Genomic DNA, 24,079 nt, shown 5'->3' with positions numbered 1-24,079 from the left:
TACAAGACGATAGCGTTTAACGGCAAGTTCTTTGGAGCAGCGCCAACGGGCGTGCACAGGGTTGCCGAACAGCTCATTGCCGCGACGGATGCACTGATTGCAGAGCAGTCTGCCAATGGCGCGGACTATGCGCTCGTAGTCAGAAATAGCGCGGGCGTTCCGTCTTACCGCAATATTCTGTGCGTCAAGGAGAATCCAATCGCTCGGCGGATGCACAGAATAGCGTGGGAGCAATGCTATCTCCCGCTGGCTCGCCGCAAAGACTTCATTCTCAATCTCTGCAATCTCGGGCCGTTGTGTCATCGCGATTCAGCGACACTGATACACGATGCCCAAGTGTTCTCCGCGCCCGAGTCGTATTCGTTGTCTTTCCGGCTGTGGTACAAATTTCTGTTCTTCTTTATCGGCAGACGGCACAAGCTGATCCTTACCGTGTCGGAGTTCTCAAGGCGAGAACTCGTGCACTACGGCGTTGCCAGTGCTGACAAGATCGTGGTCGTCTACAACGGCTGCGATCACGTCTTCGAGGTGCGGCCGGATGACGGGCAGCTTATGACGTTGAACCTCACACGGAAGCGCTATGTTCTCGCGCTCGCCAATACGCAGAAGCACAAGAACATCGCCATTCTTCTCAAGGCGTTCGCGAAGTCCGAATTGAAGAGCGTGACGCTCGTGCTGTTCGGCGGAGCGACGAAAGCCGATTTCGAAAATCTTGGGCATGTCGTGCCGCCCAACGTGCGATTTTCCGGCCGCATTACCGATTCCGAACTCGTAGGCTTGATGGCCAACGCCGGCGCGCTTGCTTTCCCATCGCTGACGGAAGGGTTCGGTCTGCCGCCGCTGGAGGCGATGGCGCTTGGCTGTCCGGTCGTGGCTGCGCCGTGTGGCGCGCTTCCTGAGGTCTGCGGCAAGGCCGCGCTGTATGCAGACCCTTTCGATCCCGACGCGTGGAGCGAGAAGATTCGAACCGTGCTGGACGATGAAACGGTGCATCAATCTCTGGTGTCGGCGGGGCGCCGGCAGGCTGGGATCTTCACATGGAAACGGGCGGCACGAAGCCTGTTCGAGGCAGTGAGAGCAGTGACTCCCGCATAGCAGGAGTAAAACGAACTGTCGCTTGCGTGTCACGCGAACCGCGTTCGTCTGGAATCCATCCGCTTGCGTGCGTTAGCCAGCACAGTGCGTGCCGGTCGAGCCTATACCATTGACGTTCCACCTGAGCCGATCAGCCATCGGCGGGGCTCGCGGTCACACGGACATGCGGGGTAATCAACGGTGAGCGCTACATCTCGCAAGCCCGCACAGGGTTACCGGCCGGACATCGACGGTTTGCGCGCGATCGCGGTCGTTTCCGTGGTCATTTTTCATGCGTTCCCAGCGACGCTGGCGGGCGGCTTCGCTGGCGTCGACATCTTCTTCGCGATCTCCGGCTACCTGATCTCGCAGCACATCATCGAGACGCTCGATCAAGGACGCTTCAGCATCGTCGACTTCTACGCACGACGTATCAAGCGCATCTATCCGGCTCTGATGATCGTGCTGGTCGCCACCCTCGCGGCGGGCTTCGTGTTGATGACGTCGGGCGAACTGGAACGGCTCGCGCGGGAAGCGCTCGCGAGCGTTGCATTCGTCGCAAACGTCTATTTCTACTTGACGCGCGACTACTTCTCGCAGGAAGCATCGGCAAGCGCGCTGCTGCATTTGTGGTCCCTCGGCGTGGAGGAGCAGTACTACATCATCTGGCCGGTCGCGCTGTTTCTGCTGTGGCGTTATACGAGCCGCCGTATGGCGACCTGTGTCATTGTCGCGGCGATCCTGCTGTCGCTCGCGAGCAGCGTGTACCTGAGCAGCTCACATGCGATCGCGGCGTTTTATCTGCCCGTGGTGCGTTTCTGGGAATTGCTGTTCGGTTCGATGCTCGCATGGGCCGAGTTTCACGCGCGCAAACGCAATGCCTCGCAGTCGGGCAGCGAAGTGTCGACACTGCGCGAATCCGTCGCGTTCGCTGGCCTTGCGCTGATCGTCGCGAGTTTCGTGCTGCTGGATCCGAAGAGCGTGTTTCCGGGCTGGCGCGCGGCACTGCCGGCGGGCGGCGCGACGCTCGTGATGGCCGCGGGACCGGGCGCGTGGCTCAACCGACGTGTGCTGTCCCTCAGGCCTTTCGTCTATCTCGGGCTCATCAGCTATCCGCTTTATCTCTGGCACTGGCCGGTGCTGGTCTTCGTGCGCCTTCTGAGCGGCGGCACACCGTCGATCACGATGCTGTTCGCCGCGCTCGTGGTCGCCGTCGCGCTATCGTCGATCACATTCAGCTTTATCGAAGCGCCTGCGCGCTTCAGCTTCTACTCACGCCGATACCCGGTGCGCGTTGCGAGCGTGCTATTCGCGATGATGATGGGTGTGGGCCTGTCCAGCTACGCGATCTCTCGCCACGATGGCTTGCCCGAGCGCTTCCCCGATGCGAGCTTCGGCGCGCAGCAGGAGCGCTGGGTCTTCACTGACACCTGCAAGAAGGACTTTCCGAATTCCGAATTCTGCGTGATGCCGGCGCCCAACGGACGCCCCCAGGTGGCGCTGCTCGGCGACAGTCACGCCAATCACTATTACGAAGGACTGAAACCGGCCTTGAGCGTTCGCGGGACGGGGCTGTTTGCAGTCGGCGCCGGTAACTGTCCGCCGTTCTACGGTGTCGACATTTCGCTGGGTGGGCACGTCAAGCATTGCTCCGCGCTGTTCGACGGCGTGCTCGATTACATCGTGAAGTCGCACGACATCCAGTGGGTAGTTCTTTCGAGCTACGCCATTTCGTCGATTGCAGGCGGCCTCGATTACGGCAAGGGCGACTTTATCCGCCTCATGGCCGTCGACGGCAAGCGCGTGACCCCAACGACGAGTCAGTGGAAGGGCGGGAACAATCTCGACGTCTACCTCGCTGCTCTCGAACTGACTTTGGACAGGCTCACGGCAGCCGGCAAGTACGTGATCTTCGTGCTCGACACGCCGGAGCTGGATTTCGATCCGAACGCCTGCGTGCGCCGCCCAGTGCAAATTTCGCTGCGCTCGCCGTGCGCGGTCCCGCGTGCCAAGGTAGAGCAGCGGCTGACGGGCGCGCAGACACGCATCGTCGCGTTGCTGGACAAATATCCCGACGTGAAGGTGTTCAATCCGCTGCCGTTGCTGTGCGACGCGAAAAACTGCTACGCGCGTCGCAGCGGCGAGTTCCTGTATGCGGACCGGGACCATCTGTCGCCGGACGGTTCCCGATATCTCAGCGGGAGGATCATTCAGGACATTGAGTCACGGGGCGCGAACTGAGCGATCTTGCCGTTGCGCGGGTCTGCACATGATCGATGTGTGGCTTTTCGAACGGTCTCCCAGGCGGCATGCCCGGTACATTGGGCAATACATGCACAAAATCGTGCTTTCTTCGCTATCCACGCGCCGCTGCGCGCCTTGCGATAACAACTGAAAGCGAAAGCCGCTCAGGCGACACATTGCGAACCGAACGGATGAATGGCTATTTTCAGACGTCCACGCCGGCACGCTGGCTCGCACATCGGTTTTGGGGGCAATGCAATGAAGAAGCTGGATTCGATTCAGGTGCTTCGCGCGGTCGCGGCCTTGCTGGTGGTGTTCTGCCACGGAGCGGCCGAGGTGGGCGGCCATGGCGCCGCCGCAGAGCAATTGTGGCCGCTCGTGAATACGAAGGGGTTGTTCGGCGTCGATATTTTCTTCGTCGTCAGCGGCTTCGTGATGATGTATATCGTGTCGGGGCAACGCTCCGGGAGCGCGAGCGCCGGCTGGTTCATCTGCGATCGCATCGTGCGCGTCGTGCCGCTCTACTGGATGGCGACGCTGCTCTCGGTTGGCATCGGTCTCGTGCTCCCCGCACTGAAGCACAAGAACGCGTACGGCGTGGAGTACGTGCTGCGCTCGCTGTTCTTCGTGCCGTCCGCAAACCCGATGACGGGTGCACCGGAACCGGTGCTTGGGCTGGGCTGGACGCTCAACTTCGAGATGTTCTTCTATGCCGTGATTTCACTGGTGCTGCTGCTTGGGGTCCGGCGCGTTTATCTCGCGGTGACGGCGATATTCGTGAGCTTCGTCGCGCTGGGCCTCTTGCTGAAACCCGAATACCTGATCCTCAAAAGCTGGACGCATACGATCATTCTCGAGTTCGTGTTCGGCGTGCTGTTTGCGCAGTTGCGCCTGTCGGGATTCCGGATCGGCGTGCCTGCTCAGATCGCCCTGGTCGTGGCGGGCGTGGCAACCTGGCTGGCAATAGGACCGCCCGCGGACGGCGCATTCGATACGCGCGGCCTCGTGTGGGGACCGGCTGCCGCGGCGATATTCGCGGGCGTCGTCATGGGCCGCCGCGATGTCGCGTATCCGAAGCTGCTTCTTTTGATTGGCGATGCGTCATATAGCCTGTATCTCACGCATCTGTTCGTCATGCGCGGCACGTCGCTGGCGGTGAATCATCTGCCTGTCGGGGCTGGGCTGCGTATCGTGCTGTTTTTCGTCATCTTCATACCTTGCGCGCTGGGGTTTGCGATTTTGTCCTATCGCAAGTTCGAAGTGCCAACGATGCGCCTTGGCCGGCGCCTGCTGCGGGCGCGGCTCAGCAAGCCGGGTCTTGCCGAAAGTGTGTCGACGGGGACGCAGGGTGCGGGAACCTGAGCAGGGCTGACGCATGAGGTGATGCGTGAGCCAGGTCTCGTGCGCCGGGTTCGGGCCGCGATTTCGGCGGCTATCGGGAACTGTGGTTGGGTTCGTCGGCAGCCGTTGTCCGTATTGCCGATCGCCATTGCATGGCTCGCTCAAACCGTGCGCGATCTCCACTCCGTTGAACACTCCTCTTTATCACCGGGATCGACTATGGCGATCGCGGCTGCTCGTGTTCTCACAGCGCGCGAGTCTGCCCGGTTGATGTTCGTGTCGAGGGAGTGATGCAGACGTGGTCGGTCTTGCATGTTCTGCCCGCCGCAACATGGTGGGGAGAGCAGGGCGACGAAGCGGTTGATCGAAGGAAGCAGCTCGCTGCCGCCACACAATCTGTTTCGCGGCATTCCCGACGGACGCGGTACGCTTTGCATCGTCGCAGCCATCCTGACGCTGCGGGGAGAGGGGATTGTGCAGTTTGATCCGTGATCGTTCCAAACATGCTCATCATGGACCGAGTCGCTCGCGAGAGCCTCTCGAAGTCCCGTATTTCCGGTCTGTGAGTCGTTGAGGTTGCGATTCGCGGCGACGCCATTAGCAAAGGTACTATTGCGCGTCGCCATCCCGCGTGATCATTGGCTTTGCGCCCAGCGTCGCGTGTAGTTGCGCATGGACGCGACGACGTCGAGCACACGTCCCCATGCCTGCGGTTCGGAGCGCGCGCTCCACACGAGCGAGACCACGGTCATGCCGAGCCACACCGCGATGGATGGCCACGTGAGCGGCTCGAAAACGAGTGTGCCGACATACGCTGCCGCGATGATCAGCGCCGGGAGGACCAGCTTGCGTGCCGGCCGCGCATCCAGGCGCGCGGCATGGAACAGCAGTACGCCGTCGAGCAGGCACCGCGCGCTCCAGGCGAGCGCTGCGCCCAGCACCCCGAAGTAATGCAACATCCACCACAGCAGCGCAAAGAACGGCAACATTTCGTAGGCCTGGAAGCGCGCGACGATGCCCGGTTTCCCGGTCGCCTGCAGATGGCAGGCCGCGATCGATGCGAGTGAGTTGATCCAGATGCCAACGAGTATTGCTTCGCCGACCGACGTGGCGCGCGATGCGAATTCCTGGCCCACCCACAATGTGAGAAAGGGATGCATGAGGAATATGCCGAATACCGTCATCGGCGTGAGGGCGGCGGCGAGGCCGCGTACTGCGCTGGAGGAGAGCGCTGCGGCGCCTGCGGCATCGAGCGACGACAGGCGCGGAAATAGCGTCCGGACGATGGCGTTTGGAAAGAGTCGTACGCGCGCGGCGAGATTGAAAGGCACCTGATAGTAGGTGACTGCCTGCGGCCCGAGCGCATGGCCGATCATGAGACGGTCGGCCGTCTCCAGCAGCGGCTGCGCCAGGCTCGTCACGCTGATCCACGCGCCGTAGGAAAACAGGTGGCCGACCAGGTCGCGGCGCGGGCCGCCGGCGAGGCGCAACGGAAAGACGCGCCAGACCGCGATCGCGGTCACCGTCAGCGCCGCTACGCCGGCCACTAGCGTGCCGAACACCAGGTAGCGCAGATTCGGCCCGAAGACGAGCGCCGCCCCGAGAGGCACGAGTTGATACATCAGCGTGACGGGGAGTGTTACCGCGTTGAGCGTGCCAAAGCGCTCGCGTCCCACGAGCGCGCCGTTGAGCACGAAAATGAGATTCGAGAGCGGCACGAGGCAGGCTACGTACGGCAATGCGGGCATCAATTCGACGCGTAGGGCCTCGCCCATGTCGAAGTACGCGAGCAGCACGTGCATGAGCGCATACAGCGCTATGCCGCCCACGAGACCCAATGCTGCGTTGAGGAGCATCGCCGTCCACAGGACGGCTTCGCGCTCGCGGGGTGGCGCATCGTCGAGTTGCGCGATGCGGTTGGACGTCGCCGAAGACAGCCCCAGATCGAGAAAGCCGAAATAACCCTGCACCATCCAGACGATGGCGAGCACACCGTAGCGCCCCGCGCCGATGTGGTGCAGATAAATCGGCGTCGTCACAAGCGCAACGAACATAGGCAGGATTCCGCCCACGAAGTTGAGCGTTGCGCTGCGTTTGAGGCTGGGCTTTGCTGTCATGGGGTACTCCAGTGCGCGACTTGCACATTCTGGCCGAGGCAGGCGAGAGCGTTTGTGTGTCCGCGTACGGAGAGATGGGATTTAAAGGCTAAATCTGTCGAGCGGTGTTTTGCGTGCGGTATCCAGCAGTGCTGCGTCTGCTACGCCGATACCATGCCGCTTTATGTGCTGCGTGGAATTGCTTGCGCCTAGCAGGCGCTGACCGGACAAGCCTTGGACATCGGTTCCTGCCACGCTTGCGACGTCTTCTAACCCAGTGTGGATTGACTAAATGATACCGTCTGCCGATTCTCTACTGACCATTGATCAAGCCGTCTACAAGACCTCGTTCAACAATACTCCGTTCGGTTTCAAGCACTGTCTGCATCAGCTTCCGATGTTCCAGCCGGCAGCACTAGCGGAGTTGGCGAAGAAGTATGGTGAGAACCCTGCGGATTATTACGTCTCCAGTTCGGCTCCCACGCCGGAGACCCGATTTTTCGATGTCAAATCAAAGACGTTGAAGCCGGATGAGGCGCTTGCTCAACTTGCCACAGGGCCGACGCGCGTGCTTTTGAAGCGGCCCGAGAATTATGACGCCGGCTTTCGGGAACTGTTGGACAAGCTGTTCGAAAAAGTGATCGAACTACGCGGCGGTCTCAATGGTGAAAAGGTCGCGCGGCTCGAATCTGCCATCTTCGTTAGCTCCGCTTCTTCGACCACGCCGTTCCATTTCGATCCAGAAATCAATCACTTCTTCCAGATCGAGGGCGACAAGCACTACCATGTCTATCGTCCCAGTGCCGTCCGCGAAGACGAGCTGGAGGATTTCTACGTGCAGGGCATAGTCGAGATCGGCCAGGTGGATCTGGCCACGCGAGACAAGAGCCTCGAACATGTCTTCGACCTGGTGCCCGGAAGTGGCTTTCATCAGCCGCAGGACGCGCCCCATTGGGTTCAAACCGGCGCGGAACGCAGCGTTTCCTATGCGTTCGTCTATGAGACCGACGCGAGCCGGGCCCGTGGCCGCATCTTTGCCGCCAATCACTACTTGCGCAAACTCGGGGTAAATCCGCAGCCGCCCGGTGCGGACCCCGGTACCGACAATGCGAAGTCATCGGTGATGAAGGTCGTTGTTCCCGTTCGCAGGCGTATCGTTCGCAATCTGAGTCGGGGTCGTTGATCTGTAAGCGCTAATTTGAGCACACGACCCAGGCAATGCTGGCCAAGTCCCGGTCCGCCGCCGATCCTCCCCTGACGTTGAAGTCGGCATGAAGCAACGGATCCTGGCGCGATCAGATCGTAAATTATCCATCAGTGGGGGCATCGTTGCAGATCGCCATCGTCATTCCTTGCTACAACGCCGCTGCGTATGTCGACACCACGTTGCAAACCGTAACGTCACAGACGCATGACGAGATTGAAATCCTGATCGTCGACGACGGCTCATCGGACGATACCGTCGCGAAGGCTCGGGAACACCTCAAGGGTTGCCGCCATCCGTGGACGATTCTCACGCAGCCCAACAAGGGAGTGAGTGCTGCCCGAAACCTGGGATGGCAATCGACGACAGCAGAGTGGATTCAGTTTCTGGATGCCGACGATTTCCTGGCGCCGACAAAACTGCAGCTTCAGTCGATCGCCTGCCGGACTGCTGATCCGGGTGTCGCCTATGTGATGTCGCGATGGGAAGAGGTCGTGGTCGAACTCGATACTGTGCGAAGGGTCCGCCTCGCCGAGTGCTCAACGTTTTCTTCACAGCCGGGCGAATTGGAGATTCTCGCCAAGGGACCTCTCATACATTTAGGTCAGAGCGTATTCAGAAGACGATGGATCGCGGATGTGGCCGGCTTCGACGAAAATCTCAAGGTTGATGAGGACCAGGACTTTCTACTAAAGCTCGCGAGAAAAGGCGCAAAGGTTCTGACGGTCGAGAGCGCAGACCCGCTCTTCGCGTGGCGACAGCAAGGACACCGGCGTCTTGGGCTCCGAGGAGCGCGCTACAACGCCATACACCTCACAGAACAATACATGGAGAACTTCTTCAGGATCACCGAGGGACATCGGCATTCTTTAGACGTGCTTTCGGAGGACGATCAGGAAATGCTCAAGCAACGTCTCTCGTCATACATGCGGCTGTTGTATCGATACGATATCGTGGCGTTCCGGACCCGCCTCGCGCAACTCGACCAGATGTTCGGACGCTTCCTGCCCTTAAGCCCATCATATCTCAACGCATTGTCGCGTTTCGTTGGTTTCGAACGCGCAGAGGATGTCGCCTCAATATATCGGCGTGGCAAAGCCGTAGCCGGAGTCGGCGTCGAATAGATCAACGCTAGTCGTCCAGACGCGCAAAAATGCGCTGTGATCTAAGGACAGCGGGCTTTTATGGAACCAGTGGCCGATACCGGGTCTTGTGGAGGCGCCTGGTTCTCCATGAAAGGCCGTATTTCCGCGAACGGAGCTGGCTCCGTCAACAAAGGCTGGTCCTCGCCTAGCAAGAAGCGGGTGAAGAATGCAACAACGTAGCGATTGATCTCGGACCAGGTCTTCGCCCTGTCGATTGTAGATTTGCCGAATGCGGCCCTCCATGAAGGCTTCGCGAGCTTGTCTGCGAAATCATCATGTACCGTACCCTTTACCGTGAAGGTCCAGTTGTTCGGGAGCGTGGCCTGGCGGACCTGGTGCGCAACTGCCTCGACCGTCAGCACCGAGTTGATCCGCGTGGCGAAGTCACTATGCATGAGTTCCTCGCAAGTCGGATAGGTCCAACCACTAAAGAACATCATGTAAGGCACCTCGACATTGCCGCGTTCAGGGCGGCCATACAAGGAGCCGTCAAAATTCACGACGGCCTTGATGCGTCGATCGTCGCTACTCATCTGCGCTGCCGTCGCGCCTCCGAACGAGAATCCGACGGCGCCGACCTTCGCCATATCCACACGTTGTCCAAACACCGGAATATTCTGAAATGCGTCGATGATGGCAGAGCCCGATTTCGCCGCTAGTTCAGCCCGCAGGGCTGCGACGGGGCGATAAGCCTCGAAGCTTTCCATCGAATCGCTGGGGATCTCCGATGCCTGAGCCTCGCCCTCTCGTCCGGGAAGACGAGGGGCGTGCACGATGTCGTCCACGGTAGCGACGATGAAACCATGGCTCGCCAGGTTTGCGGGCGTGAATGTGCTCTGTTGGCGAACACTGAACCATGATGGAAAGTAAATGATGAGGGGATATTTGGCACGGGCCTCGGACAGCTTTCCATCTGGTGTGAACGGCGGGGACATAGGATGTCCGATTGCTCTGATCCACTGCAGAAGCGAGCGCCCAATGCCATCGCCGGGCGCCTGCGCGGGGTACCAGATATCGACGGGAAGCGAAGGGCCATCGATTCCCGTTTTCACTTCAACACTGGAGAAGCCGACGGCATAGGGCCCCTCCAACCGAGGCTTGTCTGTGTCGAGGAATAGGGCGGCACGGATCATTTCCTTCGGATCGGCAAGCCCTGTATACCAGCTCACGCCAATCACCGCCGCGACCACGAGCGCGACAAGACTGGCAGCGCCAAGAACCCAGGAAGAAGACGTGCCAGAGATCATGCGGATGCCCTGTCGCGGTTAGTAACTGTGGGACAGGGACGTTTCCGTGTCGATTCCAGGGGAAGCTTCCTCCGTGATGCCGTTAGCGATCCAGGCTTCGCCGATCGATTCTATCGACTGCTTACCATTGGCCGTTGCCGCTTCGAAGATTCGGTCCGGAATGCTCCATCGCGACAGAAGCCGGTATCCAAGGGCATCTCGTGCCCGATCCAGATCTGCAATTGTCGTCACATGGTAGGGAATGCGGCTGCGTCCTAAGGATTCAAGCGTGTAGAAGGCGCTGTCCCTGGAAATGGCAACCTTGTTCAACAATATGAGGCGGGGGCGAGACGGCAAGCGGGCGACGGCTTCTACCAGTGAATAGTCGAGATATTGCAAGACGCCGGAACAAAGCAACACGTCGCACGGAGCTGTCTTTTCCGGATCCTCGAAATACTGCAGAGACGTTTCCCCGGATCTTTGGCGCCTTCTTCCCTCCTTGCATACAGCCGGGACGTCGACGACTTGCCATGATGTGTCTTTGGGGAGGTCCAGGAACTTCCGGAAGGCATGGTATTTGACACCCAGATGACCTCCGAGATCCGTGACGGTGGTAAGCCGCCCTCGGCGTTTGAAGTCCATCATGAAGAACATTATCGGCCAATCGAAGGAATGGACAGTCGAGAACGCCTCGACGTTCATCACGGCCATGTCTTCGTTGTCCGCGGTTGCGAGTCGAGAGGGCCGAAGAAACCGTACCGCATCTTCCCGACTAGGGAATGCGCCCCAATAAGCACCATATCCGAGCCGAAGCTTGTGATTGAGCCACCCCGATCGACGCAGTTGCTTCAATCCGGGAATCCGCCAGACTATGCTCCGCATTTTAGCCTCCTTAGGCAACACGGCCGAATTTTGGTGCCTGAATTCGCGGCCAGATTTTCTCCCCCGGCCCCGACTTGAATAGGTTTAACTAACTACCGTTCCGGCTACTGCAAGGCCGTGCATTGGCCTCGATTTCGGTCAAGCGCTCACGCAATTGATTGCCTATGGCCGCCGAGCCCGCACCGTGGAATAACTGGTCATGCATGCCGGGGCCCTCAGTCACGACCAGGTTGCCCGTTACCTCCGGGCGCGATCACAAATCCGCCTGGCACGAGGAAAATGTCTACACCGACTTCGCCGAATGTAGCTTGCAACGCGAGACTAGACACCTGAAGAGGTCACCATTCCAGGAAACCGGTCGCCGCGTTTTTTCTCTGGCTGCTGCGTCGGTTCACGAATCCTTCGTGAACCGATGTGCAATCCTTATGAAGTCGGTTCTAAGCCGTGGCGCGGCTCAAATATGCTGCGGGAGCGTCCTCTTGGCCAGCATTGGCTTCAGCGCTGTTCTCCCCGATCCGCGCCAGACGCTCACGCAGTTGCTTGCCGATGACAGCCGCGCCGGCCGGGCGGAAGATCTGGTCGTGCATGCCCGGCACCTCGGTGACGACCAGGTTGTCCGGTTTGCCCGTGACGACTGCCTCCCATCCCAGATCGTGCGCGAACAGGCGTCCATTGAGCACCTGGCCACTGCGGAAGATCTGCACGTCGCCGTCATAGGGGGCAGGACGATACCGCGCCTGCTGCGCGAGCAGATATTCGATGTACCAGCGATTCTCCGAAACCATATGCTCTGAGGCATTGCCCTGAATCAGGCCGAGCTTGAGCGCAAGGTTGGCAATGCCGAGCCAGCGGACGATCCGGTACTGGTTGAGGAACGAGACCATCGAGGTCTCGCCCCGCAGCGCCTTGCGGAAGTCGCGCGGAATGTTGTCGGCGCGCACCTGCATCTTGCGCAGTTGCCGGTCGTACCAGGGCATCGATTCGCGATAACCCGGGCACCAGGAATCGTTGAGAATGACGAGCTCCACCGTTTCGCCTTCGCGCCTGAGCTGATGGGCCGCTTCCAGCGACAGCGCGCCGAGCACGCAGTGCCCCATCAGAATATACGGGCCGTGTGGCCGGGCCAGCCGGATCAGCCGCACGGCGTCCGCGGCGACGTCCTGGAACGCGCGCTGCGGGAATTCGCGCGGGGCGCCTTCCGGGATCATCGGAATATCGATGATGGGACGTTCGTCGCCGATCTGCCGGGCCAGTTCATAGAACACGGCCGTGTTGTTGAGCGCGATGATGGGCGTGCCCGGCGCATTCTCGTTGAAGCGCACGATATTGCGCGCTTTCGCTTCCAGTTCGGCCTGACTCATGAAACCGCTGTTGCCGACGCCCGCTACGAAGGTCGCCGTTGCTTTCGCGGCAGCGGGCGCCACCGGCAGCTTCGCGTTGATCTCGACGGTTTCCAGCATCTCGCGCCACTTCGCCAGATGTCCGTCTATCGTCCCGATGTCATAGAGGTCGGTGTCGCCTTCACAGGAGATGCGCCAGCCATCCGGGCGCCGCACCATGAAGAAGTTCAGGTCGTAGAGCGCGCCGGCGTTGAAGGAGGGCGAGGTCGTCGCAGCGAAAACGCCCCGGCGAACTTCGTCGCCGCCGCCTACGAAGCTTTGCTGCAGGGCGAAATTGACCGAGCACAGCGGCGGGCGATCCCCATCGGCTACCTCGCCCGCCATCTCCATCATCTCTTCGAACGGCAAGTGCAGATGTTCGATGGCGTCGCTGAGCTTGGCGCCGCACTGCGCCGTGACGGCGGCCACGCTACTGCCTTGAGGCACGTCGAGGCGCAGTATCACCGTGTTGATCAGCGGCCCGACCACGCCTTCGAGTTCCTGCTGATCCCGCACCGACATCTGGGTGCCCATGGCGACCTTCGTCTGGCCTGCCGCCTTCTGTAAGGCCATCGCGAGGCTCGCGGCGGCAACGCTGAACAGCGTGACGCCTTGCGCCTTGGCAGCCGCGATCAGCCGGTCGCTGAGCGCGCCGGGCAGGAGAATCGAGCGGATGATGCCCTGGAAGCGTCGCGCCTGCGGCCGCGCACGATCGCCGGGAACATCGAAGCGACTGAAATCCTGCAGCTCCTGGCGCCAGTGGGCGCGCGCGCGATCGAGCGCACCGCTGGCAAGGAACTCTTCCTTCCACAGCGCGTAGTCGCCGTGGTGAAGATCGACATCGGGATAGGCGGGCTCGAGGCCGGCATGCACGGCCGCCAGTCCTTCGACGAGTTCGCGCACAAGGATCGCGAACGACCAGCCGTCCATCACGAGCGAATGGAAGGTCAGCTGCAGTTCACCCTGTGTGGCTGACCTGGGCAACCACACGGCCCGGAAGAAGGAGGGCGACGTCAAGGCGAACGGCGTGCGGGCCTGCTGCCCGCCGACGCGCTCGGCCTCCGCAAGGCCCTCCTTTTCGTCGAAACCGCTGAGGTCGACCACGTCGAGCTGGAAGGGCGCGCGGCTCCAGACCTGTTGACGCAGCCCTGCACCCGTCATCAGGAAGCCGGTACGCAATACCTCGTGCCGCGCAACCAGTTCGCGGAGCACCTGTTCGATGCTCGCGGCGTCCAGCGGTCCCGACAACTGCAGCCGGAACGCGATGTTGAGCGCGGAGGCCTTCGGCGACGCCTTTTGCTCATGCCAGAACCTGACCTGGCAGGCCGTCGCCGGGAACACGGCGTAGCTGGCTTCGACTTCGTCAGCTGGGGCGATCTTAAAGGCTAGTCCGTTCATCGCTCAGACTCCTTCGGCGACTCTGCGCTTGAAATTGAGGATCGACGGACGGGCGACCACAGGCGCCGCCATCAGTTCGTCTGCCGGCGGGCCGTCGAGGCTCGCCGCCAGTTCGGCGATCGTCAGATTTTTCATGAGCTGACGCGCATCGACACCCAGTCCGCGCTCGTTCATTCGCGCGACGATGCGGAACAGCTGGAGGCTGTCTGCGCCGAGGCTGAAGAACTGCTGGTCGAGGCCGACCTGCTGGAGGCCGAGCACGTCTGCCCAGATCGCTGCGATGGTCGACTGCGTCTGCGTCATGGCGGCGGGTGCTGCCGTTACGGGCTCGATCACGATGGCCTCGGCGGCCACGGGTTCGATCGGCATCGGAGCGGGCGGCACCACCTTGAGCGCCGCATGCGCAGGACGCACGGGCGTGGCCACCATGTCCGCGGTCGGCACGGGCAGGGCCTTGCGATCGAGCTTGCCGTTGCTGGTCTGCGGCAGGGCGTCGAGCGTCATCCACAGGGTCGGCACCATGTACGCGGGCAATTGTCCGGCCACGTGCGCGGCGACGGCTGCGTGGTCGCTCTTCTCAGAGGCCGTCCCGACGAGGTAACCCACCAGACGCGGACTGTCGCCGACGGTATGCAGCGCGACGGCAGCGGCGGCCACGCCGGGCGCCTTGCGCAACGCAGCCTCGATATCCTCGATCTCGATGCGGAAGCCGCGCAGCTTGATCTGCTGGTCACGACGGCCGAGGTGCTGCAGCGAGCCATCGGCGAGGCGTTTGGCCAGGTCACCCGTGCGGTAGAGGCGGCACGGCGCTGCGCCTTCGATCGCCACCAGCCTGAACGCGGCATCGGTGAGATCGGGGCGGTTGAAATAGCCCTTTGCGAGGCCATCGCCGCCAATCCACAGTTCGCCGCTCACGCCTTGCGGCGCCAGATGCAGGTCGTCGGTGAGCACATGCAGCTGCGTATTCGCGAGGGGCGCGCCGATCACCACTGCGCCGTTCGCCACGACACGCGAAGCGGACGACCAGATCGTCGTTTCCGTCGGACCGTAGAGGTTCCACACTTCCGCGCCCGTCGCCAGCAGCGCGTCGGCGAGATCGCGCGGCAGCGGCTCGCCGCCACACAGGATCTTGAAGCCTTGCGGGACCTTGAAGCCGGCTTCCAGCAGCATGCGCCAGAGCGACGGCGTCGCCTGGAGCACGGTGGCAGCCTGCTCGTTCAGCCGCGTCACCAGCTCGTAACCGGTGCGCACCTCGGCATGGCCTGCGATGAAGGTTTGCCCGCCCGCGATCAGCGGCAGGAACAGTTCGAGACCCGAAATATCGAACGAGAACGTCGTGACGGCGACGATCCGGTCGCTGGCCGTGAAGCCCGGCGCTTGCGCCATCGACAGCAGGAAGTTGCTCAGCGCGCGATGCCCGATCTCCACGCCCTTGGGCTGGCCCGTCGAGCCCGACGTGAAGATCACGTAGGCCGAGTCCGCATCCGATACGTCAGGCAACGTCACGGCTGCGTCGTCGTGTTGCGCAAGCAGCGTCTCCAGGTCCAGCACGCGGTGCGCGCCGGGTTCCAGCACGGCCCGGCTTGCGCCATCCGTGAGGATGGCGGCGATGTCGGCGCCGTCGAGGATCTGGCGCAGGCGCGCAGGCGGCATCGTCATGTCGAGCGGCACGTAGGCGCAACCGGCGCGCCACACGCCGATCATGGCGGCTACCGTCATCACGCTCCGGTCCATTGCAATGGCGACGCGTCCGCGCGGCGCGATACCTGCCGCCACGAGACTGCGGGCGATCCGGCTGGCGCTTGCATCGAGCTCGCCGTAGCTCAGGCGCAGGACCTCGTCCGACACGGCCGGCGCATTGGGCGTCTGACGAGCCTGCGCGGCGATCATCGCGGGAGTCGTCTGCGAGAGATCGTAGGCACGCTGCGAGTCGTTCAGTTCATCGCGCAGATAGTGGATCTCGGCATCGTTGAGCAGGGGCAGTGCGGCGATCGTGGTGCCGGCATCGCGGGCAATCGCGCCCAGCAGGTTTTCGTAGTAGCCGAGCCAGCGCTGGATCGTCGCTTCGTCATAGACGTCGGTGTTGAAGTCGCAATCCAGACGCAGACCCTTTGCCGATTCGATGACGTTCAGGAACAGATCGAAGTTGCTATACGCCTTCGCGTTCGGCGTGAAGCGCGTCGTCACGCCCGCCATGTCGAGTTCGCCGTCGACCTTCTCCAGGTTGAACTGCAGATCGGTCAGCGGCAGCCGGTTGAGATCGCGCTTGACGCCGAGGTCGCGCACCAGCGCGCCATAGGTGTAGTTCTGCCGGTCGCCGGCGTCGTACAGATGATCGCGCACCGCCTTCATGTGCGTGGCGAAAGGCTGGTTGCGGTCGAACCTGACGCGCAGCGGCAGGAAGTTGACGCAGTGCCCGACCAGCAGCGCTTCGCCCGCTTGCGACTGGCCAGCCATCGGCGCGGCGATCACGACATCGTCGTTGTTCGACAGGCGGCCGAACAGCACCTGGGCCGCGCCGAACAGCGTGGCGAACAGCGAGCAGCCTTGCTTCGACGAAGCGGTCTTCACCTGCTTCAGAAGGTCGGCTCCCAGATGGCGTGTCGTCGACGCGCCGCTGAAGCTCTTGAGTTCCGGGCGCGGACGATCGCCGGGCAAATCGGGCTGCGGCGCGGGCTCGCGATGGAGGTTCATCCAGAACTCGCGCGTGTCCGCGTCGACGCCGGCTTCATCCTGCGCCTTGGCGAAGGCGAGAAAACTTTGCACCTCGTCGAGTTCCGCCTTGACGCCCGACACTTCCGCCGCGTAGAGAGCGGACAGATCGCGCAGGATGATGTTGATCGACCAGCCGTCGCAGATGATGTGATGGGCGGTAAACACGAAGGCCCACTTCTGGCTTTCCAGCCGCACGAGCCCGGCACGGGCGAGCGGCGCGCGGGTGAGATCGAACGCCTCGCGGGCTTCCGCATCGATGATCGACGCGAGTTGCCCGGCGGGATCGGCGTGGCCGGACAGGTCGATCTTTTCCAGCGGAACGGCCGTCGCCGGGTCCGCGAACATCGTGTCGCCGACGCGCGAGAAGTGCACACGCAGCGCATCGTGGCGGGCCACCGTGGCCGCGAAGGCGCGTTCGAACGCGGCCTCGTTCAGGTTGCCGTTCAGTTCGAGCGTGAACGACTCGTTGAACGCGAGCGAGGCTTCGTTGCCCAGCTGAGCCGACAGCCAGATTTCTTTTTGCGGCTCGGTGAGGGGCGCCTGGGTGAGTTGCAACGGTTCGGCCTGCGGCACGGCAGCCGGGGCCTCCTGCGCGCTGCCGAGAATGCCGACGCGCTGGAGCGCGGCGATACTTTCGATGAACGCGTCGCCGATCTTGCGGATGTCCTCGTCCGAATGGCTGGTTGTCAGGAAGCAGGGGAAGCCTTCCATGATGTGCACGCCGAGGTAGCGCATATACGGATAGAACAGGCTGCCCAGACGGTCTTCGCCCGCAAAGCTGACGTAGAACCAGCTCGAGAAGGATTCGGCGCGTGCCGCGATGCCGACTTTCTCCAGATGGCCATTGATGCGTTGCACGAGCCCGTCCATGCGGGCGGCGAGCGTTTCCTGCAGCGCCGGGCCGGCTTCCTTCAGATGCAGCAGCACGGCTTTCATCGCTGCCAGCACCACGGGGTGGCGCACGAACGTACCGGCGAAGAAGGTCGGCGGGACTTCGGGAACCGATGCGTCGCCGAATTGCCACTGGCCGCCGTCGAGCGCATCCATGAACTGGGCGCTGCCGGCCAGCACGCCGACGGGCAGGCCGCCGCCGACCACCTTGCCGTAGGTCGCCATGTCGCCCTTGATGCCCCAGTAGCCTTGCATGCCGGCGGGGTGGACGCGGAAGCCCGTCACGACCTCGTCGAAGATCAGCGCGGAGTCATTGGCCGCCGTGATGTCGCGCAGCTGCTGCACGAATTCCTTCGGCCGCAGATTGGGGTGACGCGACTGCACGGGCTCGAACAGCACACCGGCGATATCGTCGATGTTGGCCTTGATCCATTCGAGGCTTTCGGACCTGGCGTAGGGCAGCACGACCATGTTGCCCACCGAGTTCTGCGGGATGCCGGGGGCGAGCGGGAAGGCACGCGGGACGCCCGCCTCGCTGCCCGGCTTGACGAGGACTTCGTCGAACTGGCCGTGATAGTCGCCGTCGAAGCAGACGATCTTGTCCTTGCCCGTCACCGTGCGCGCGAGGCGCATCGCCGCCATCACGGCTTCGGAGCCGGTGTTGCAGAAGGTGACGCGCTGATGCCCCGTCATGTCGGCGAACATCTGCGCGACTTCGCCCGCCAGCGGGGACTGCGGTCCGATCGCGAAGCCTTCCGCCATCTGCGCGTTGACGGCGTCCACCACGAAATCGGGCGTATGGCCGAACGCGGTCTGGCCGTAGCCATTGACTATGTCGATGTATTCATTGCCGTCGACGTCCCAGATCTTCGACCCCTTGGAGCGCTGGGCAACGATCGGATAGACCAGCTCTTTCCATTCCTCGCGGAAGCCGCTCGCCGTACGCGGATCGGCGAGCACGGCACGGTAGGACTGCGTACGCGCTTTGGAGGTCGGTGTTTTCGCCGAGTAGCGCGCCGTCAGGTCCGCGATGAACGCGGTCTGAGCATCTGTCATCTGCGCGGAGTTCGTCGCGCCTGGCTTGTAGGCGGTGAAGCGCGTCGGGCGGTTTTCCTCGAACTTGATTTCGGGGCCGGCGGACGGCTTGAGCGCGGCGGCTGCCGCGACGGGCACGGGCGCCGTGGCTTGCACGGGTGCTGCCGCTGCCTGCACGGCGGCGGCAGGCTGCTGGACGGCCAGCGGTGCGCCTTGCAGCACGTCGAGCTGACGCGCCATCAACGACTGCATCGCGGCGATCTGGTCGCGGATCACCGACTGGATATCGCCCGAGGCCGGGGCTGCCGCCATTGCCGGTGCGGCGAAGCCAGGCGCGGCCACGATGGGCGCGGCCGCGACGGGCGCCGTAAGGGCAACGGGTGCGGCAACGGGCGCGGCAACGGCAACGGGCGCTGCGGCCGGCTGTTCGGGATCGGGCGGCATAGCGCCGTCGAGGAACTCGGCCAATGCAGGCAGCGTCGGATAGTCGCTCATGATCTGCCGGAAGCTGACCGTGACGTCGTAGCGACGGCGAAGCTGCCGGGAGACCTGTCCCATCAACAGCGAGTCGTAACCGAGGTCCCAGAAGGTCATGTTCGGGTCGGACGTATCGGGCGCCTCACCGGAAATCTCGGCGAGAAGAGCGGCCAGTTCGGCAATCAGGCGCGGTTTGCGGTCGATTTGGACGGTTTGGGTCATGGCGGTCTGAGAGAGGGTGGTGATGGCGTCGGACGAGGCTGGAGCGGCAATCGCCGCGGCTTGCGTCGTGAGGTTGCGTGAAGAGGCAGTTGCAGGGGCGTCGATCCAGTGCCGTTCCTGTTCGAACGGATAGGTCGGCAGCGAAATGCGGCGGGCGGCTTTCGGCTGGACGGTTTTCCAGTTCGGCGTGAGCCCGTTCAACCACAGCCGCCCGGTCGCTTCGGCGAGAACGGCAAGCTCGCGGTCGCGCATCGCGAAATCGGGCAGTGAGGCCATCGCGCCCAGATACCGGTCCTTGGGCAATCCCTGCATTGCAAAGGTGGTCAACGTCCGGCCGGGGCCGATTTCGAGCAGCAGCGGCTCGCCTTCCGCCGTCACCGTGGCGAGCGCGTCGCTGAAGCGCACCACGTCGCGGCAATGTCCGGCCCAGTAACGTCCCGGCACGGGCTGATCCATTGAAGCCCATTGCCCCGTCACCGACGACACATACGGAATCTTCGGGCGTGCGAACGAAAGGGTATCGGCGAGCTTTGCCAGATCTTCGACGACGCCGGACATCATGCGCGAGTGGAAGGCGTGAGACGTGTGCAGGCGCCGATGCTCGATATCGCCGGCTTTCAGCGTGGCTTCGAACGCTTCGATGGCGGCGAACGGGCCCGCCACCACGCTGAGCGTCGGCGCATTGATCGCGGCCAGATCGACATCGGCGGGCAGCATGGGCCTCAGATCGGCCTCGGACAAACGCACCACCAGCATCGCGCCCGGTTCGGCCGACTGCATGAGCGCGCCACGCTTCGCGATGAGGTACAGCGCGTCTTCGAAGGCGATTGCCTCGGCCACGCAGGCGGCGACCAGTTCGCCGACGCTATGGCCGATCATCGCCGCCGGCTTGATGCCGCGCGATATCCACAACTGCGCCACTGCGTATTCGACGAGGAACAGCGCCGGCTGCGCGTAGATCGTCGAACGGATGGGATGCGGGGTATCGTCGCCTTCCGGGGTATCGCTGAACATCAGCGTGCGGATATCCAGCCCGACGTGCGCAGCCAGCGCTTCGGCGCCCTTGTCGATCCATTCGCGATAGACAGGCTCGGTGCGATAGAGCGCTTCACCCATGCCCGGATATTGCGAGCCCTGCCCGGGGAACATGAAGACGACGGGCGGCGCGGCCTGCGGGGCCTGTGCTTCGATGGCGCCCTTCTGCAGCTTCGCCTGGGCCTGATCGGCGCTCTCGGCGATCACCACGGCGCGATGCGTGAAGGCGCGGCGGCCCGTTTGCAGCGTCGCTGCCACGTCGGCGAGCGAGACGCCGGGATTGGCTGCGAGATGGCTGGCAAGATTGGCCTTCGCGCGTTCGAGCGCTGCTGCGCTCCTTGCCGAAAGCGGCAGTATCTGCAGCCCGTCTTGCTGCTCGGATGCGTCGATGCGATGCGGCGCTTCTTCCAGCACCACGTGGACGTTCGTTCCGCCGACGCCGAACGAACTCACGCCCGCGCGGCGCGGCGTCGGGCCATCCGCCCAGGGACGCGCTGCCTCGTTGAAGAAGAACGGGCTGTTCGTCACGTCGATGCCCGGGTTCGGCGCATGGAAATGCGTGAGGGGAGGCAACGTACGATCGCGCAGCGCGAGCGCCGCCGCCATGAAACCTGTCACGCCCGCTGCCGCGTCGAGGTGTCCGACGTTGGCCTTCGCCGAGCCGAGCGCGCAGAACTGGCCGCCTTCGACGCCCCCCAGGCGGAATGCCTGCACGAGGCCCGCGAATTCAATCGGATCGCCGAGCGGCGTCGCCGTCCCGTGGGCTTCGATATAGCCGACGGTGGCGGGATCGATGCCCGCCTCGGCGTGCGCGATGGCGATCGCGCGGGCTTGTGCGTCGACGCTCGGCGCAGTGAAGCCGACCTTGTCGGAGCCGTCGTTGTTCATGCCGACACCACGGATTACGGCATAGATGGGATCCTCGTCGGCGATGGCATCGTCGAGACGTTTCAGCAGGACCACGCCCGCGCCGCTGCCGAACACCGTGCCGCGGGCGCTGGCATCGAACGGGCGGCAAACGCCGTCGGGCGCGCCCATTCCGCCTTCTTCGTAGAAGTAGCCGCGCTTCTGCGGGAAGGTGATCGATACGCCGCCCGCCAGCGCCATGTCGCAGCGTCCGGCGCGAAGGTTCTCGACCGCGAGGCCGATCGCCGTCAGCGATGTGGAGCATGCCGTCTGGACCGAAATGGCAGGCCCTCTGAGGCCGAGCTTGTAGGCGGTGCGGGTGGCGACGAAATCGCCCGCGCCGACCAGCTTTTGATACTCGCCAATCTGGAACTGGCTCGTGAACTCGTCGATCACGCCACGATCGGTCAGGACGTGCTTGAGGAAGTAGGTGTTCATCGAGGTGCCGGCGAACACGCCGACGGCACCGGCGATCGTCGCCGGATCGTAGCCGGCATCCTCGAACGCCTCCCAGGCGATCTCCAGGAACAGGCGCTGTTGCGGGTCGGTCAGCGCGGCCTCGCGCGCCAGCACCCCGAAGAAGCCGGCATCGAAACGGTCGACGTCCTGGAGTATCGGCCGTGCCTTCACATAACGCTCCTCGCGGCGTGAGCCGTCGTCGAAGCTGTCTTCCAGTTCCGCCACGTCGAAATGCGTGATGCAGTCGCGCCCCGCGAGGACGTTCGCCCAGAATTCGCGGACATTGCGCGCGCCGGGAAACCGTCCGGACATGCCGACGACGGCGATAGCCCCGTCTTGCACGTCCCGGCGCCGCCGGATGGCGCCTTGCTGCGCCAGGCCGAGCGCGTCGCGCAGATGCGTGGCCAGCGCCTCGACGTTGGGATGCCGGAACAGGTCCACCAGCGCGACCTTGGCCGACACGTCGCGCGCGATGATGGCATGCGCCCGCATCAGATCGAGCGAGCGCAGGCCGAGATCGAAGAAGTTCGAGCGGCGATCGACGGGGTTGCCGAGCAGCCCCTCGAACACGGCCGCCAGCTTTCCGGCGATGTCGTCGTCGACCGGCCCGGCTTCGGCGGGCGCTGCGGCGGGCGTGTCGAGTCCCGCGAGCAGGGCTTTGCGGTCGATCTTGCCATTCGGCGTCAACGGAAAGTCCGGCAGGACACGCAGTTCCGCCGGGACCATGTAATCGGGAATGGCAGCCTTCAGATGCGCGCGCAACGCGTCGAGGAAGCGTGCGGCATCGGCGGCATCGGCCTTCACGAAGCCCGCGATCGACTTGCCTCTGCGGCCTTCGAATGCCGCCACGGCCGCATCGGCGACGCCGGGCGCAACGCGCAGTGCATGCTCGATTTCATCCAGCTCGATGCGCTTGCCCGCGATCTTGATCTGCCGGTCGTTGCGGCCCAGGAAATCGATGGCGCCGTCCGGGCGGCGGCGCACGAGGTCGCCCGTGCGGTAGAGCTTGCCGCTCCGCGTGAAGACGTCGTCGATGAATTTTTCCGCCGTCAGTTCGGGGCGATTGAGGTAGCCGAGCGCCACGCCGTCGCCGCCCGTGACGAGCTCGCCGACTTCGCCGTCGCTGACGGGAACCAGCTTGTCGTCGACGATGTAGACGCGCGTGCCCGCGATCGCGTCACCGATGGGAATCGCCTCGCCCTGTGCCGATGCCTCGCTGTCGCGCGGAATGCGGTAGCAGCAGGTGAAAGTCGTGTTTTCGGTCGGCCCGTAGCCGTTGATGATCTGCAGCCCGGGGTGGGCCTCCATGACCTTGCGGATATGCACGGGCGACAGCACGTCGCCGCCCGTCAGCACTTCCTTGAGCGGCAGAAAGGCCTCCAGCCGATAGTCGGCGAGCGCATTGAAGAGGCCCGCCGTGAACCACGCACTCGTGACGCCGAGCCGCGCCATGTCGGCGGCGATCGTGTCGAGCGAAGGTTGGACTTTGTTGATGATCGCGGCGCTGCCGCCGTTCAGCAGCGGACCCCAGATCTCCAGCGTGCTTGCATCGAAGGCAAGCGGCGCGAGGTTGAGGAAGCGCGTCTGCGGCGACAGGGCAGTGAAGGTCTGATCGCGCACGAGGCGCAGAATCGCGCGATGCGGAACGATCACGCCCTTGGGCTTGCCCGTCGAGCCGGACGTATACATGATGTAGGCAGGGTCGTCGGGACCCGTCGCATGCAGCGGAGCGGGATCGACAACTGCCGACGATGCCACGATTTCGGCCAGATCGATCATCACGCCATTCAGGTCGCCCACGCTGGCAAGCGCCGCCCCTTCCGCGATGATGAGCCTGGGCGCGCAATCGGCAACGATGAAATCGAGCTGGGCTTTGGGATAGGCAGGGTCCAGCGGCACATAGACGGCGCCCAGACGCAGGATGGCCAGCATCAACGCCAGCGTGTCCCGGCTGCGCGGAACCATGATGGCGCAACGATCGCCTCGCTCCAGGCCCATGCTGGTCAGGACGCTTGCGAGGCGGGCCGAACGCTCGCCGAGGGCGGCATACTGTTCTTCACCCGTCTGGTCGATCACAGCGACATGATCGCCAAACTCGCCACATACGGCATCGAAGCGCGCCGCTACGCCAGGTGCATGACCTGCGCCGCCCGGCAAGTCGCTCAAATATCCATCTCTATGTGACATCTGCCGGTCTCCAGAAGTGTGATGAAGGAATTGAACTGAGCCCCGCGTGGCGCTTGGCGCTCATGTTGCGGGGCCGGTTACGGGAAGCGCGGGCAGCACGTGGCTGTCCACGCGTGTCCCACGCCTCAAACGCGAAATTTGCGGTAAGTGAAAGTTAAACTCC

General features: G+C 63.2%; 10 protein-coding genes. 5 read left to right on the top strand and 5 right to left on the bottom strand.

The features are described from left to right. The first annotated feature begins 492 nt into the window (after positions 1–492). From C2L66_RS41585 to C2L66_RS09160, 3 genes are all read left to right on the top strand, one after another. Positions 493–1,095 carry a glycosyltransferase family 4 protein gene (locus C2L66_RS41585; RefSeq protein ID WP_233444895.1) on the top strand — a complete coding sequence of 201 codons (603 nt, stop codon included), beginning with the start codon at positions 493–495 and terminating at the stop codon, positions 1,093–1,095. Between the two features lie 180 nt (positions 1,096–1,275). Next, complete coding sequence (locus tag C2L66_RS09165) at positions 1,276–3,315, top strand: acyltransferase family protein (protein ID WP_082670334.1); 2,040 nt, start codon at positions 1,276–1,278, stop codon at positions 3,313–3,315. Between the two features lie 261 nt (positions 3,316–3,576). Further along, complete coding sequence (locus C2L66_RS09160) at positions 3,577–4,680, top strand: acyltransferase family protein (RefSeq protein ID WP_060600466.1); 1,104 nt, start codon at positions 3,577–3,579, stop codon at positions 4,678–4,680. A 614-nt stretch (positions 4,681–5,294) separates the two neighbouring features. Here the strand turns inward: C2L66_RS09160 and C2L66_RS09155 are convergent. Then, positions 5,295–6,776, bottom strand: a complete 1,482-nt coding sequence (locus C2L66_RS09155; protein WP_060600468.1) for a flippase — start codon at positions 6,774–6,776, stop codon at positions 5,295–5,297. Between the two features lie 271 nt (positions 6,777–7,047). Here C2L66_RS09155 and C2L66_RS09150 point away from each other — a divergent pair, with 271 nt between their 5' ends. Beyond that, on the top strand, positions 7,048–7,938 hold the full coding sequence (locus C2L66_RS09150; RefSeq protein ID WP_060600470.1) for a hypothetical protein: 891 nt from the start codon (positions 7,048–7,050) through the stop codon (positions 7,936–7,938). A 146-nt stretch (positions 7,939–8,084) separates the two neighbouring features. After that, positions 8,085–9,083: a glycosyltransferase family 2 protein gene (locus tag C2L66_RS09145; protein WP_060600472.1), complete on the top strand. Its 999-nt coding sequence runs from the start codon at positions 8,085–8,087 to the stop codon at positions 9,081–9,083. 41 nt (positions 9,084–9,124) lie between these two features. Here the strand turns inward: C2L66_RS09145 and C2L66_RS09140 are convergent, their stop codons facing one another. From C2L66_RS09140 to C2L66_RS09125, 4 genes are all read right to left on the bottom strand, one after another. Then, the gene (locus tag C2L66_RS09140) at positions 9,125–10,351 is read right to left on the bottom strand and encodes an alpha/beta hydrolase family protein (RefSeq protein WP_060600474.1); all 1,227 of its coding nucleotides are present in this window, start codon (positions 10,349–10,351) and stop codon (positions 9,125–9,127) included. Positions 10,352–10,369: 18 nt separating this feature from the next. After that, positions 10,370–11,212 (bottom strand): methyltransferase, TIGR04325 family, encoded by an 843-nt coding sequence (locus C2L66_RS09135; RefSeq protein ID WP_082670336.1) that lies wholly within the window; start codon positions 11,210–11,212, stop codon positions 10,370–10,372. A 437-nt stretch (positions 11,213–11,649) separates the two neighbouring features. Beyond that, positions 11,650–13,989 (bottom strand): condensation domain-containing protein, encoded by a 2,340-nt coding sequence (locus C2L66_RS09130; RefSeq protein ID WP_060600478.1) that lies wholly within the window; start codon positions 13,987–13,989, stop codon positions 11,650–11,652. A 3-nt stretch (positions 13,990–13,992) separates the two neighbouring features. Then, a complete protein-coding gene (locus C2L66_RS09125; RefSeq protein ID WP_060600480.1) occupies positions 13,993–23,916 on the bottom strand; it encodes a hybrid non-ribosomal peptide synthetase/type I polyketide synthase in 9,924 nt (3,307 codons plus the stop codon). Between the last annotated feature and the right edge of the window lie 163 nt (positions 23,917–24,079).

The organism is Paraburkholderia caribensis, from assembly GCF_002902945.1.
In the GTDB taxonomy this organism is placed as follows: Bacteria; Pseudomonadota; Gammaproteobacteria; order Burkholderiales; family Burkholderiaceae; genus Paraburkholderia; species Paraburkholderia caribensis.
The sequence above is the reverse complement of the archived record's forward strand: the minus strand, read 5'-3'. Positions and strand labels throughout refer to the sequence as shown.

What these genes read in the sequence shown, in the direction of transcription:
- C2L66_RS09155 (WP_060600468.1), bottom strand. Translation starts at nt 6,776, where the DNA reads ATGACAGCAAAGCCCAGCCTCAAACGCAGCGCAACGCTCAACTTCGTG.
- C2L66_RS09150 (WP_060600470.1), top strand. Translation starts at nt 7,048, where the DNA reads ATGATACCGTCTGCCGATTCTCTACTGACCATTGATCAAGCCGTCTAC.
- C2L66_RS09135 (WP_082670336.1), bottom strand. Translation starts at nt 11,212, where the DNA reads ATGCGGAGCATAGTCTGGCGGATTCCCGGATTGAAGCAACTGCGTCGA.
- C2L66_RS09130 (WP_060600478.1), bottom strand. Translation starts at nt 13,989, where the DNA reads ATGAACGGACTAGCCTTTAAGATCGCCCCAGCTGACGAAGTCGAAGCC.
- C2L66_RS09125 (WP_060600480.1), bottom strand. Translation starts at nt 23,916, where the DNA reads ATGTCACATAGAGATGGATATTTGAGCGACTTGCCGGGCGGCGCAGGT.
- C2L66_RS09140 (WP_060600474.1), bottom strand. Translation starts at nt 10,351, where the DNA reads ATGATCTCTGGCACGTCTTCTTCCTGGGTTCTTGGCGCTGCCAGTCTT.
- C2L66_RS09160 (WP_060600466.1), top strand. Translation starts at nt 3,577, where the DNA reads ATGAAGAAGCTGGATTCGATTCAGGTGCTTCGCGCGGTCGCGGCCTTG.